This window comes from Allosphingosinicella sp., assembly GCF_046295735.1.
GTDB lineage: Bacteria > Pseudomonadota > Alphaproteobacteria > Sphingomonadales > Sphingomonadaceae > Allosphingosinicella.
The window spans coordinates 63,572-77,187 of record NZ_JBKBMQ010000007.1; the positions used below are offsets into that span (position 1 = coordinate 63,572).

Sequence of the window (13,616 nt, forward strand, 5' to 3'; positions counted from 1 at the left end):
TTCATCAAGCCGCCGCTAATCGAGGCTGCGCAGGATGACGGGATCGCCCAGCCCAAGCGCCTTCAGCCGTTCCGCCTGGGTGGCGGCGTCGCCGACGACGACATAGGTCATCGCATCGGGCCGCACGTAGCGCCGGGCGAGGTCGCGGACCTCGGCGACGCTCATCCGGTCGACGATCCCCTGCTCGCGCAGCGGATAATCGGCGGCAAGACCGTAATCGGTCACCTGCCCGAGATAATCGAGCTTCGCGTCGAGCGTCTCGAAAGCGCGGGCGCGGCTGCGGGTAAGGAAGCTGCGCGTGACGTCGAGATCCGCTTCTGAGAAGCTGCCCGCATAGTCGGCGAGGATCGATCGGGTGAGCTGCGCCGCCTCCAGCGTCACGTTGGCGCGCACGCCGCTCATCAGCTGGAAGCGGCCGTGGCGCACGCCGCCGGCGAACTGGCTGTAGATGCCGTAGGTATAGCCCTTGCCCTCGCGCAGCTGCTGCATCAGCCGTGAGGCGAAGCCGCCGCCGCCCAGAATGTAGTTCATGACGTTGGCCGGATAATGATCCTCCGCCGCCCGCCGGGGCCCGGGATAGCCGAAGGCGAAGACCGACTGGCTCGCCCCCGGAATGTCGTAGAAGAAGAGCTGCGCGCGATCGGGCGCCTGCGGCGCGGGCCAGTCGGGAATCGCGACATCGCGGCTGCGCCAGTCGCGGCCGAGCCCGGCCAGCGCCGCCTCCACCCGGTCGCGCCCGATCGCTCCCACCACACGGAAACGGGCGATATTGGGCGCGAGATTGGCGGCGTGATAACGCTTCAGCTCGTCCATCGTCAGCGCCGCGACCGAGGCTTCGGTGCCGAGCGGATCGCGCGCATAGATGTGGTTCTCGCCGAAGGTCACCCGTTCGAACATGCGATGCGCCACCGCGTTCGGCTGGACCTTGCGGCTCTGGATCGCGCTGGTGACCGCCGCCTTGGCGAGCGCCAGTTCGTCCTCGTCCCAGCGCGGCGTCAGCAGCATCTCCTGGACGAGCGCGATCGTGGCTTCGAAATTCCGGGCGAGCGTCGCGCCGGAAACGACGAAATGCTCATCCTCCAGCCCGACGTCGATCTCGGCGCCGAGCGACTTCAGCGCTTCTTCGAACTGGGCGGCGGTCAACCGCCGGGTGCCCCGCTTCAGCATCTGGGCGACGAGATTGCCGGTGCCCGGGCGGTCGAGCCGATCCATCAGCCTGCCGCCGTCGATCGCGATCTCGAAGCGGGCCATCGGCAGCTCATGGTCCTCGATCCCGGCAAGCCGCAGCCCGTTGGGAAGCGCGGCCTGCCAGATGTCCGGGAGGTTGAGCGCCGGCGCCTCGCCATAGGGCGGCTCGACGGTCCGGTCGAACGCGGAGGGCGTCCGTGCATAGCCGGTGGCGGCGACCGGCGCGACATCCGCTTCGGCGCCCTGGACGATCGGCTCCTCATAAACCTCGGCGCGCCGCGATCCGGCGAGCGCGAGTTCCGGCTTGCCGCGCGGAACGAAGCTCGCCGCAACGAACGGCCGGTCCTTGATGTACGTCTCGTAGACGCGGCGCAGGTCCGCGGCGCTGACGGCGCGCAGCGCCGCGACGTCCTCGTCGGCGAAGTCGGGCCGGCCGGCATGGACCGCATAGGTGGCGATGGCGGACGCCTTGCCGAGCACGCTCGAGATGCGGTCGTAGAAGGCGACTTCGCGCTGGGTCTTGGCGCGTTCCAGCGCCGCGACGTCCACGCCCTGCGACTCGAAGCGGGCGAAGCCGGCGTCGAGCGCCGCTTTCACCCGGTCGAGCGACACGCCGTCGAACGCGCGCACCTGGAGCCGCATCTCTCCGGCGACCTTGCCGGGGTAGGCGCCGGCGCCGACCGCGCTCGTCAGCCGCTCCTCCTCCACCAGCACGGCATGGAGCGGAGTCGTCTTGCCGTCGGTGAGCACGTCGAGCAGCAGGTTGAGCGCATGTGCATCGGGATGATGGGCCGGCACGGTCGGCCAGGCGACCGTGAGCTGCGGAAGCTGCGCCATATTGTCCTCGTGGAACAGCAACCGCGTGGCGCCGAGCGCGGCCGGGCGCGGCGCCATGTCGGGCGCCTCCGCCCCGCGCGCGAACTCGCCGAAATAACGCTCGACCCAGGCGCGCGCCTGCGCCGGATCGAAGTCGCCGGCGACCACCAGCGTCACGTTGTTGGGCGTGTACCAGCGCCGGTAGAAAGCGCGCACGTCCTCCAGCGTCGCCGCGTCGAGATCGCGAAGCGATCCGATCACCGGCCAGGAATAAGGATGGTCCTGCGGATAGAGGTTCTCGACCAGCACGGTGTCGGTATGGCCGTAGGGCTGGTTGTCGTTCGACTGGCGCTTCTCGTTCTTGACGACCTGCTTTTCCTTGGCGAGCACCTCCTCGCTCACCGTGTTGATGAAGAAGCCGAGCTTGTCCGCCTCGGCCCAGATCATCTTCTCGAGCGCGTCGCGCGGGACGGTCTGGAGATAGACGGTGAGGTCGCGGGTCGTGTAGCCGTTCGCGCCCGACCCGCCGATCCGCGAGCTCAGCGCGTCGAGCCCGCCGGGTCCGAGATTCTCGGAATCCAGGAAGAAGAGATGCTCGAACATGTGGGCGAAGCCGGTGCGGCCCGGCTCCTCGCGCGCCGAGCCGACATGGGCGGCAAGCGCCACCGCGACCACCGGGTCCGACCGGTCGATGTGGAAGACGACGCGCAGCCCGTTGGGGAGCTGGAACTGCTCGACCGGCATCAGCTGCCGCACCGCCGCTTCGGCCGCCGCCGGCTGGGCGGCGACGGCGGCACCGTGGCCGGAGGCGATCGTCAGCGCGGCCGCCGAGGCCCGCAGCAAGTGCTTCAAAACCCGCATCTTTACCCTTCCCGCTTCGAAATCGGCCACAGGCTAGGCGCGAACCGCCCGCTTCGCCACCCCCCAAGCCTGCGCTCTGGAATTCTTGGGCATCTGCCACTATGTGGGCGCCTCTCATGGCGCTCGAACTCCCCTCCCCGCCCAAGGTCGGCATGGTTTCGCTCGGCTGTCCGAAGGCCCTGGTCGATTCCGAACGGATCCTGACCAAGCTCCGCTCCGACGGCTACCAGATGTCGCCCGATTATGCCGGCGCGGACGTCGTGCTGGTCAACACCTGCGGCTTCCTCGACAGCGCCAAGGAGGAGAGTCTGGCCGCGATCGGCGAGGCGATCGCCGAGAACGGCCGCGTCATCGTCACCGGCTGCATGGGCAAGGAAGCCGACGTGATCCGCGAGCGCTTCCCGGAGGTGCTCGCCATCACCGGCGCGGCGCAATATGAGGATGTGGTCGGCGCGGTTCACGATGCGGCGCCGATGCCGCCCAACGCCTTCCTGAACCTCGTCCCCGAAAGCGGCCTCAAGCTCACGCCGAGGCACTACAGCTATCTGAAGATCTCCGAAGGCTGCAACCATCGCTGCAGCTTCTGCATCATCCCCTCGCTGCGCGGCGACCTCGTCAGCCGCCGACCCGATGCGATCCTGCGCGAGGCAGAGAAGCTGGTCGCGGCGGGGACGAAGGAGCTGCTGGTCATCAGCCAGGACACGTCGGCCTACGGCGTCGACCTGCGCCACGCCTCCTGGCCCTGGAAGGGCGGCGAGGTGCGCGCCCACATGACCGACCTCGCCCGGGAACTCGGCAAGCTGGGCGCCTGGGTCCGGCTCCATTACGTCTATCCCTATCCGCACGTCGACCGGGTGATCCCGCTGATGGCCGAGGGGCTGGTTCTCCCCTATCTCGACATTCCCTTCCAGCACGCCGCGCCCAACGTGCTCCGCGCGATGAAGCGGCCGGCCAACGAAGCGAAGGTGCTGGAGCGCATCCGGAACTGGCGCGACATCTGCCCCGACATCGCGATCCGCTCCTCCTTCGTCGTCGGCTTTCCCGGCGAGACCGATGCCGACTTCGACTATCTGCTCGACTGGCTGGAAGAGGCGCAGCTCGACCGCGTCGGCGCCTTCCGCTTCGAGCCGGTGAAGGGCGCCGCCGCCAACGACCTGCCCGGCGCCGTCCCCGAGGAGGTGAAGGAAGAGCGCTACGCCCGCATCATGGAGAAGACCGCGGCCATTTCGGCGGCCAAGCTCCAGGCGAAGATCGGCCGCACGCTCGACGTCATCATCGACCTCGCCGACGGCGAAGGCGGCGCCACCGGCCGCTCCTACGCCGACGCGCCCGAGATCGACGGCGAGGTCCACCTGCGCGACGCGCCGCACGCGAAGGCCGGCGACATCCTCCAAGTGCTGATCGAGGATGCGGACGAGCACGACCTCTACGGAGCGCCGGTCGCGTAGCTTAGTCGTACGATGCTGACCTCAGGGTAGCGTTGATCGGGCGAGCCGCGGCTGGTGAGGTGGGCTGGGCTCAGCTAAGGTCGGTGCATGCATGACCTTTCCCCGCTCCTGCTCGCCGACAAGGGCCAGCGCGCCACTCCGCTTCATCTGGTCGACAAGAAAGGCTTCGACGCCTGGTTGAAGAACCTGCCCGAGCGGGCGCGGCGCTCGGCCGAGGCGCAAGGTTTCAAGGCGGAAGGCTATCAGTTCGCCATCCTGCCGGGGGACGCGGCGGATCAGTGGTTCGCGGCGCTCGGCGTCGCCAATGTCGCCGATCCGAGCGTCTGGTGCCTGTCCCGGGCGGCCGACCTGCTGCCCGAGGGGAGCTACCGGGTGGCGGACCGCTCGCCGGGACCGGCCGTGCTCGGCTGGCTACTCGGCCAATATCGCTTCACCCGCTACAAGGACGACAAAGCGCGGAAGGGGCCGCGCGTGCTGCTCTCCGACGATCCCGCCCGGATCGCGGAGGCGGTGGCGATCGCCGAGGCGACGTTCCTGGTGCGCGACCTCGTCAACCTGCCCGCTGCCGACCTCGGCCCGGCGGAGCTCGAAGCGGCGGCGAAAGAGGTCGCGGATCCCTGCGGCGCCGAACTGCGGGTGACCCGCGGCGCCGAGCTGGAGGACGGCTATCCGATGATTGCCGCGGTCGGCCGCGCCGCGACGCCGGAGCGCGCGCCACGCCTCATCGAGCTCGAATGGGGCGACCAGCGCCATCCGCGCCTTGCCATCGTCGGCAAGGGCGTCTGCTTCGATTCGGGCGGGCTCGACATCAAGCCCTCGGCCGGCATGCGGCTGATGAAGAAGGACATGGGCGGCGCCGCTCACGCGTTGGCGCTCGCCTGGCTGGTGATGCGGCTGCGGCTGCCGGTCCGCCTCCACCTTCTGATCCCCGCGGTGGAGAATGCCATTTCCGGCGCCGCCTTCCGCCCGGGCGACATTCTGCGCAGCCGCAAGGGCCTTACCGTCGAGATCGGCAATACCGATGCCGAGGGGCGGCTGATCCTGGGCGACGCGCTTGCCCGCGCCGTCGAGGATGCGCCCGAGCTGATCCTCGATTTCGCCACCCTCACAGGCGCCGCCCGGGTGGCGCTCGGACCCGACCTGCCGGCCCTCTTCGCCAATCGCGACGACCTGGCCGGGGACCTGCTGAAGGCGGGCGAGTCGGTCGCCGATCCGCTGTGGCGGCTGCCGCTGTGGAAGCACTATCACGAAATGCTGTCCTCGGACGTCGCCGATCTGTCCAACGCCGCCGAAGGGGGGATGGCCGGCGCGGTCACCGCCGCCTTGTTCCTCGAGAGATTCGTGCCGGACGAGACCGCCTGGGCGCATCTCGACACCTTCGCCTGGCGTGCTTCGGCGCGGCCCGGGCGACCGAAGGGCGGCGACGCTTTGGGACTGCGAGCGGCCTGGTCGATGCTGAAGCAGCGCTGGGGCGGCTGAGACGAACCGCCGTTTTTTGCGCTGAAATCCAATGGATAACGAAACGAAAACCCATTCCACTGGTTGTACCTCCGAAACGTGCCACCCCTTGCAATCGGAGAAGCGCCAGTGTCGGATCGTGCTCTCAGAAGCTGGATGCAGACGCTGATCAACTATGTGCGGTCGGGTCAGCCCGATCTCACCAATCGCCAGATGGCGCTGATGCTGCTCGTCTATCTGACCCCTGGCCCCCACACCGTGCGCGGCCTCGCCAACATTCTCGGCGTTTCGAAGCCCGTCATCACGCGCGCCTTGAACACGCTCGGTTCGCTCGGCTATCTGCGGCGCGTCCGCGACGAGGCGGACCGCCGCAATGTGTTTGTGGCGAAGACCAGCACGGGACAGGAATTCCTTGAAGGTTTCGAACGCAATCTCGAACAGGACGGCGGCGCCGCCCGCAGATCCAGCCGCGAACGGGGATTCATCCTCCAGCACGGCTGACGCGCCGGCGGAACGGTTCGAGCTTGCCGGACCTTCGCTGAAGCTCGACCCGCGCATTCACGCGCACCGTCGCGACCTCGCCGATATCGCGCTCGCCGGCCGGCTGTTCGCGCCGCATTATGCCCGGCCTCTCGTCCGCGCCTGCGGCGCCCGCCCGATCCTGCTGCATGAAAAGCCGTCGGCGCAGGGCGATGCCGCTTCCGAACTTCTGCCCGGCGAGATGTTCGCGGTGCTGGAATATGCCGGCGGCTGGGCCTGGGGCTATAGCTGCCACGACCATTATGTCGGCTATGTCGAGGCGATCGAGCTGACCGACGCGGCGGCGCCGACTCATATCGTCTGCGAGGCATCGGCCCCCATCCATCCGGAGGACGACATCCGCGCCCCGGTGCTCGCGCATTTGCCGATGGGCTCACGCCTCATCGGCGAGGAGCATGGCGCCTGCCTCGCCAGCGATCTTGGCTGCGTTCCGATGTCGTATTTGCGGCGGATCGAGGATCATGAGGAGGACCCGGCCGCGGTCGCCCAGCGGCTGTACGGCGCTCCCTATCTGCTCGGCGGACGGACGGCGAACGGCATCGACTGTTCTGGCCTGGTCCAGCTCGCCTTCGGCCTTTGCGGCATCGACCTGCCGCGCGACAGCGACCTTCAGCGGATCGCCGGCAAACCGGTCGCCGCCGGGGAGCCGGTGCGGCGCGGAGACCTCGTCTTCATGGAGCGCCATGTCGGCATCATGCTCGACGACCTCATGATGATCCACGCCAGCCGCACCGCCGGCAAAGTGTGCGTGGAGCCGCTCGCCAGCGTCGCCGAGCGCGCGCCGGTGCTGGAAAGACGGCGGGTCTGACGTCCCGGGGGACGCCCGGTTCAGGAAATCAGGCGGCTTCGTCGGTCTCGACGAGCAGCCAGTTCGGATCCTGGCTCGCAAGGTCGCGGCGGAAGGTCCAGACGTCGTGCGTCTCGACCGCGTCGCTGAGCGAGCCGGCGATCACGCCGCCCTCCGCGTCCCGGGTGACGGCGGCGATGTCGGCATCGAAGCGGACCACGATTTCGGCCGCGGCTCCGGCCAGACGCGCATCCTCGATCACCGCCCGCTCGATCGCGACCAGGCGATTGTGGAGCACATGGCCAGCGGCCTCGCGCGCGTTGATCGCCTCTTCAAAGGCGGCGCGAACATCGCCCCCGACGAGGAAGTCGAGTTCATCCCGATCGCCCTTCCAGAAGGCCTCGAGGATCATCCGGTAGGCGGCCTGGGCGCCGTCGAGGAAGCGCGCGACGTCGAAGCTCGGATCGGCGGAAATGATCGCGCGGATGCCGTTGGCCGCCCCCTGCTCGTAGACGAGGCCGGAAGGCTCGACGCGGTCGGCGGGTGCATCGGCGGTGCCGCCGACCGGATCGCGCGCGACCGGCGTATCCGGCCGGGCCACGGGCTGCTGCTCATGACCGGTGCGCTGACCGAGCACGGCGTAGAGCCGCAGGCCCACGAACAGGGCCACCATGGCAAGCAACACGATCTCGACAATCACCCTTTTTCTCCGCTGGGGCGCCGCTCGCGGCGCGCTACGCCCTACATAGGCGCGATGCGCCCGCAGTTCAAATCGGCCGCCGCCGAACGAACGCTCGGCCGGGCAACATGTTGCGCGGCTTCCCCGCGCCTGCTACCCGGCGCGGCTGACGGCGGCGGCCTTCCGGCCGCGGCCCGGATTCACCATTTCCACAAGGTTTGAAAGACATGGCCGAAGAAGAGGGCGCTCTGGGCGCGGGCGGGCAGGCGATCAACGGCGGCGGCGATCTGCCGCAGGTCGGCATCCTGTCGCAATATGTGAAGGATTTCAGCTTCGAAAATCCGAACGCCCCGCATGTCTACCAGTGGCAGGGCCAGCCCGCGATCGACGTCCAGTTCAACATCGGCGCCGGCAAGGTCGGCGACGACGTGCACGAGGTCGTCCTTCAGATCACCGTCACCGCCAAGGGCACCGGCCTCGAAGGCCAGGAGCAGACCGCCTTCATGGTCGACCTGCTTTATGCCGGCCTGTTCGCGCTCCGCAACGTGCCGGAGGAGCAGCTTCAGCCCTTCCTGCTGGCCGAAGCGCCGCGCATCCTCTTCCCCTTCGCCCGCCGGATCATCTCGGACGCGGTGCTCGACGGCGGTTTCCCGCCGCTGATGCTGGAGCCGATCGATTTCGCCTCGCTCTACATGCAGCAGGCGGCGCAGCGGCAGGCGGAAGCTTCGGGCGGTCAGGCCGGGGAAATCACCGGCCAGGCTTGATCGCGGGAAAGGGGGCGGCGCCATGTCCGATCCAGACGGCGCGCGCGGCGCCCGCCTCCCCCGCGCCGCCGCCGTGCCCAACGGAGGCGCGGCATGAGCCTCGTCCGCGCTCTGGGCTCGATTGGAAGCCTGACGCTCGTCAGCCGCGTGCTGGGCTTCGTGCGCGACATGCTGATGGCGCGCTTCCTGGGCGCGAGCTTCGCGACCGACGCCTTCCTGGTCGCCTTCCGCCTTCCCAACATGTTCCGCGCTCTGTTTGCGGAAGGCGCCTTCGCCTCGGCCTTCGTGCCGATGTTCAACAAGAAGGTGGGAGAGGAAGGCGGCAGCCTCGCCAAGGCCTATCGCTTCGCCGGCGACGCGCTGGCGGTGCTTCTGCCGGTGCTCATCATCTTCACCGGCCTGATGATGATCTTCGCGGGCCCGGCGGTGCTGATCCTGTCCGGCGGCTTCCATGACGCCACGCCCGAGCAGTTCGCCTTCGCCGTCCAGCTGGCGCGGATCACCTTTCCCTATCTGCTGTTCATCGCGCTGGTGTCGCTGCTCGGCGGCATCCTCAACTCGCTCGGCCGCTTCTGGGTCAACGCGGCCGCGCCGATCATCCTCAACCTCGTCCTCATCTGCGCCCTGCTCTTCTTCCATGGGCCAACCGATTACGACACGGCGCGGGCGCAGGCGTGGGGCGTCACCCTGGCCGGCGCGCTGCAGCTTGTGTGGCTGGTACTCGCCTGCCGTCAGGCGGGCGTGAAGCTCGGCATCCGCCGCCCGCGGCTCAACGACGATGTGCGCCAGCTGATGCGGCTCATCATGCCGGCCGCCGCCGGCACGGGCGCGATGCAGATCAACCTGCTCGTCTCGACGATGCTGGCGGCCCGCTTCCTTCCGGAAGGCTCGATCTCCTACATCTATTATGCCGACCGGCTGAACCAGCTGCCACTGGGCCTGGTCGGCATCGGCCTCGGCACGGTGCTGCTTCCGACCATCGCCCGGATGATCGCGAGCGGCGACGATCGCGGCGCGCTCGACTTCCAGAAGAAGGGGCTGCAGCTCGCGCTCTTTCTCACCCTGCCGGCGACGATGGCGCTGATCGTCTCGGCCGAGCCGATCATCCGCGGCCTTCTGCAGTACGGCGCCTTCACGGAAGCGGACACGATCGCCACCGCCTGGGCGCTCGCCGCCTTCTCGCTCGGCCTGCCGGCCTATATCCTCATCAAGGTGCTGACCCCCGGTTTCCACGCCCGCGCCGACATGAAGACGCCGCTGCGCTTCGCCCTCGTCGCGATCGCGGTGAACCTCGTCGGCAATCTCATCCTGATCTGGCCGCTCGCCCATGTGGGCCCGCCGCTCGCGACCGCGATCGCGTCCTGGGTGAACGTCACCCTGCTCTACCTCGCGCTGCGCAAGCGCGGTCATTTCGAGATGGACCGGGTGCTCGCCAGCCATATCGGCCGGCTGGCGATCGCCGCGCTGCTGATGGCCGGCGCGCTGCTCGTGATCAACCCGTTCATCCGGCCGCTACTCGCCGGCGGGTTCGAGCTGCGCGTGCTCGGCCTCGGCCTGCTGGTGGGCGGCGGCTTCATCGTCTATGCGGCGGCCAGCTTCGCCACCCGCGCCTTCACCCTCGCCGAGCTGAAGGCGCTGATGCGGCGGCGCAAACAGGCCTAGAAGAGAGAGTAGTTTCCATGCGCGTGGTCTCCGGCATCCAGCCGACCGGCAACCTTCACCTCGGCAATTATCTGGGGGCGATCCGCCGCTGGGTGCGGATGCAGGACGAGGCCGAGTGCCTGTTCTTCCTCGCCGACCTCCACGCAATCACCGTGTGGAACGACCCCGCCGAACTCGCCGCCAACGTGCGCGAGATGGCCGCCGCGCTGATCGCCTGCGGGATCGACCAAGGCCGCTCTGTGTTGTTCAACCATGCCCGGGTTCCCGCCCATCCCGAGCTCGCCTGGATCCTCAACTGCACAGCGCGGATCGGCTGGCTGAACCGCATGACGCAGTTCAAGGAAAAATCCGGCAAGAACAAGGAAGGCGCTAGCGTCGGCCTCTACGCCTATCCGGTGCTGCAGGCCGCGGACGTCCTCCTCTACCAGGCCACCCACGTGCCCGTCGGCGAGGACCAGAAGCAGCATGTCGAGCTGATCCGCGACATCGCCACCAAGTTCAACACCGATTATGGCGTCGAGCTGTTCACCCTGCCCGAGCCGCTGATCGGCGCGACGGCGGCGCGGATCATGAGCCTGCGCGACGGCACGGCAAAGATGTCCAAGTCCGACCCCTCCGACATGAGCCGCATCAACCTGACCGACGACAGCGACACGGTCGCCCAGAAGATCCGCAAGGCACGGACCGACCCCGCGCCGCTGCCGGAGACGGTGGACGAGCTGGACGGCCGCCCGGAGGCGCGCAACCTTGTCAGCATCTATGCCGAGCTGTCCGACGCCACGCCGGCGGACGTGCTGGCGCAGTTCGCCGGACAGGGCTTCGGCGCATTCAAACCGGCTTTGGCCGAACTGCTGGTGGAGACGCTTCGGCCGATCAAGGCGCGGCTCGACGCGCTCCGCGCCGACCCGGCGGAACTCGACCGCATCCTCGAAACGGGCGCGACCCGCGCAGCCGAGCGCGCGCGGCCGACGCTCGACGGGGCCTATCAGGCGGTCGGGCTACGACGCAGCGGCGGCTGAGCGCTCGAGCGCCACCAATCAAGCTACTTCTCACGACGAGGAGCGGCCCTCGGTCCACCGCGCTTCAGCCCCGGTTCAGCGTTTGGAGATTAGCGCAAGTTGCTGTATATTCTCCACTTCTCCTGTTCCCGAAAGGCACGCGTATCATGTCTCTCCAGAAGAAGTTCCTGACGCTCGCCGCCCCCGTCGCTTTGCTCGCGCTTGGCGGCTGCGCGGCCGGCCTCCCGACCCAGGTGTCGCGCTTCCAGGCCATGCCGGCGCCGCAGGGCCAGACCTTCGTCATCCAGGCCGCCGACGAGCAGAAGCGCGGCGGGCTCGAATTCGCCCAATATGCCGATCTCGTCCGCCGCCACTTGATCGCACAGGGCTATAGCGAGGCGCCGTCGGCTGAGCAGGCGAGCTTCGTTGTCGAGCTGGATTACGGCGTCGACAATGGCCGCGAGCAGGTGGTGGCGCGTCCCGATCCGTTCGCCCGCTACGGCTGGGGCTACGGCTTCGGCTATCGCCCGGTCTATTCCCGCTTCGGCTATTACGGCCATCCGCGCCATCCCTTCTTCTACGGCTGGCACGATCCGTTCTTCTCGCCGTTCGGCGGCGGCTACGACATCGATACCTACACGGTGTTCACCTCGTTCCTGGACATGAACATCCGCCGCACTGCGGACGGCCAGGCGCTGTTCGAAGGCATCGCCCAGGCCCGCTCGACCACCAACGCGCTGCCGGCGCTGGTGCCGAATCTCGTCGAAGCCATGTTCACCGGCTTCCCCGGCAATTCGGGCGAGACGGTGCGCATCACCGTCCCCTCCCCCCGCCAGCGCTGAGTTTCGCGGGAGAAAGGTGGCGGGACCGCGCTCGGAGGAACGCGGCCCCGCCTCAAGGCCGCCGCGGCACCCACGGCGGCCCCACCTTGGGGTGATGGCTTAGAACTCGCCGGCGATGCCGATCCTGGCGGCGCTATTCTTGTTGCCGGCGTAGGAGAAGCCGCCGCCTATGGCGAACACCGCGTCCCCTTGCAGCCGGTAGAGGAACGAGCCGCCCATCGCTGCCTCGCCCCGGAAGATGGCGCCGTTCAGCGTGTAGCTGATACGCCCCGGGGCCGAGGGCATCGGGGCGTCCGCCATGGCGACGGCCGCGGCGACGCCTTGCTTCATATCGCGGCGGTCGCGCGTCCGCAGGTCGAAGATGGTGTCGAGCTGTGTCTGGACCCCCGCGAGGCCTTGGCCCAGCGACGCATTCAGCGCCTGGAGCTGCGCCAGATTGACCGCGTCGGTGCCGGCGGTTCCGGCGGCGACATTGACGATGCGGCGTTCGGCTCCCGCGGCCCCGACCGACACGGTGTTCGCCTGGTTTGCGACGGAGCCGCTGCCCAGCGCGACGCTGTTCGTGGCCGTCGCCGAGGCAGAGGCGCCCACCGCCGTCGAGGCGACGCCCGAAGCGCCTGACAGCCGGCCGACCGAAGTCGCGCCCGCGGCCTGCGCCCGCGCGGCAACGCCCACGGCGGTCGTTCCGATATTGTCGGCGACGGTGTTGTGGCCGAGGGCGGTCGATGCGATTCCGCTGGCGTTCGCCTGCCAGCCCAGTGCTGAAGAGGCGAGCCCGCTGGCTTGGCTGGCGACGCCAAGCGCGATGGCGTTTTCGCCGGAGGCCGCCGCTGCCTCGCCCAGAGCCGCCGCGGCCAGGCCGCTGGCCTGGGTCGTGCGACCGATCGCGATCGCGCCGGCGCTGCTGGCGGTGCCTTGATAGCCGACCACCAGGGAATAATCGGCCGTCGCGGCGGATTCGTTGCCGAGCGCGGTCGCTCCCAGCGCGGTAGCTTGGGTCCGCCCGCCCAAGGCCAGCGCCCCAACGTTCGACGACAAGGCGTTCGGCCCGATCGCAGTCCCGGCCGTCGCCGCCGCCGTGGTACGGGCGCCCGCTCCAATCGCGAGGCTGACCGTCCCGGCGGCGTTGGTCGCGACCCCCGATGCGGGATTGACCCCACCCATGGCGACGGATCCGTTGCCGGCCGCGGTGGAGGACGCGCCGACGCCGGTGGCGTTCACACCTGAGGCGGTCGCACCGTTGCCGACGGCCGTCGCGTTGTTGCCCGTCGCTGCGGAATTGGCGCCGCACTCGGTGCTGTTGACGCCAGGCCCGACGTTGCACTCCGGCGTCGGATCCGCCGCGGCAGGCAACGGATTGACCACCAGGAACGAGCAGGAGCCGAGCAGGACCAATTGTCTGCGATCGATGCGGAACATGGGATCTCTCCTCCGATGACGCCCGCACCTGAGCCGGGCGAGCCCGCCAAGCATTGGCTCGGGCGGGGAAGCGGCAAAGGACTGAAAGCTGATGAATCCCTGACGGAACTCTGATATCTTGCGACACCCGCACGACCTTGGGGGAGGGAGCGGA

At 68.8% G+C, this 13,616-nt stretch carries 11 protein-coding genes; 8 read left to right on the forward strand and 3 right to left on the reverse strand.

Annotated features, from left to right (window positions below; all coding sequences use genetic code 11):
• Window positions 1–15: 15 nt before the first annotated feature.
• The gene (locus tag ACK4K7_RS08015; RefSeq protein ID WP_431865009.1) at window positions 16–2,865 is read right to left on the reverse strand and encodes a M16 family metallopeptidase; all 2,850 of its coding nucleotides are present in this window, start codon (window positions 2,863–2,865) and stop codon (window positions 16–18) included.
• A 116-nt stretch (window positions 2,866–2,981) separates the two neighbouring features.
• Here ACK4K7_RS08015 and rimO point away from each other — a divergent pair, with 116 nt between their 5' ends.
• From rimO to ACK4K7_RS08035, 4 genes are all read left to right on the forward strand, one after another.
• Window positions 2,982–4,313, forward strand: a complete 1,332-nt coding sequence (gene rimO, locus ACK4K7_RS08020; protein WP_431865011.1) for a 30S ribosomal protein S12 methylthiotransferase RimO — start codon at window positions 2,982–2,984, stop codon at window positions 4,311–4,313.
• A gap of 87 nt (window positions 4,314–4,400) precedes the next feature.
• On the forward strand, window positions 4,401–5,792 hold the full coding sequence (locus ACK4K7_RS08025) for a leucyl aminopeptidase family protein (protein WP_431865012.1): 1,392 nt from the start codon (window positions 4,401–4,403) through the stop codon (window positions 5,790–5,792).
• Between the two features lie 135 nt (window positions 5,793–5,927).
• Entirely contained in the window at window positions 5,928–6,272 is a 345-nt protein-coding gene (locus ACK4K7_RS08030; protein WP_431865227.1) for a MarR family transcriptional regulator, read from the forward strand.
• Window positions 6,184–7,119, forward strand: coding sequence for an NlpC/P60 family protein (locus ACK4K7_RS08035; RefSeq protein WP_431865014.1), 936 nt, complete (start codon window positions 6,184–6,186; stop codon window positions 7,117–7,119). Before ACK4K7_RS08030 ends, ACK4K7_RS08035 begins: the two co-directional genes overlap by 89 nt.
• Window positions 7,120–7,147: 28 nt before the next feature.
• Here the strand turns inward: ACK4K7_RS08035 and ACK4K7_RS08040 are convergent, their stop codons facing one another.
• Complete coding sequence (locus ACK4K7_RS08040; RefSeq protein ID WP_431865228.1) at window positions 7,148–7,795, reverse strand: Tim44/TimA family putative adaptor protein; 648 nt, start codon at window positions 7,793–7,795, stop codon at window positions 7,148–7,150.
• 209 nt (window positions 7,796–8,004) lie between these two features.
• Between ACK4K7_RS08040 and secB the strand changes: the two genes are divergently transcribed.
• From secB to ACK4K7_RS08060, 4 genes are all read left to right on the forward strand, one after another.
• Window positions 8,005–8,541, forward strand: coding sequence for a protein-export chaperone SecB (gene secB / locus ACK4K7_RS08045; RefSeq protein WP_431865016.1), 537 nt, complete (start codon window positions 8,005–8,007; stop codon window positions 8,539–8,541).
• 93 nt (window positions 8,542–8,634) lie between these two features.
• Complete coding sequence (murJ, locus tag ACK4K7_RS08050) at window positions 8,635–10,203, forward strand: murein biosynthesis integral membrane protein MurJ (RefSeq protein ID WP_431865018.1); 1,569 nt, start codon at window positions 8,635–8,637, stop codon at window positions 10,201–10,203.
• Window positions 10,204–10,220: 17 nt separating this feature from the next.
• Complete coding sequence (gene trpS, locus ACK4K7_RS08055; RefSeq protein WP_431865020.1) at window positions 10,221–11,222, forward strand: tryptophan--tRNA ligase; 1,002 nt, start codon at window positions 10,221–10,223, stop codon at window positions 11,220–11,222.
• A gap of 146 nt (window positions 11,223–11,368) precedes the next feature.
• Window positions 11,369–12,043, forward strand: a complete 675-nt coding sequence (locus ACK4K7_RS08060) for a DUF4136 domain-containing protein (RefSeq protein ID WP_431865022.1) — start codon at window positions 11,369–11,371, stop codon at window positions 12,041–12,043.
• 99 nt (window positions 12,044–12,142) lie between these two features.
• Here the strand turns inward: ACK4K7_RS08060 and ACK4K7_RS08065 are convergent, their stop codons facing one another.
• Window positions 12,143–13,462, reverse strand: a complete 1,320-nt coding sequence (locus ACK4K7_RS08065; RefSeq protein ID WP_431865023.1) for a YadA family autotransporter adhesin — start codon at window positions 13,460–13,462, stop codon at window positions 12,143–12,145.
• Window positions 13,463–13,616: the final 154 nt, after the last annotated feature.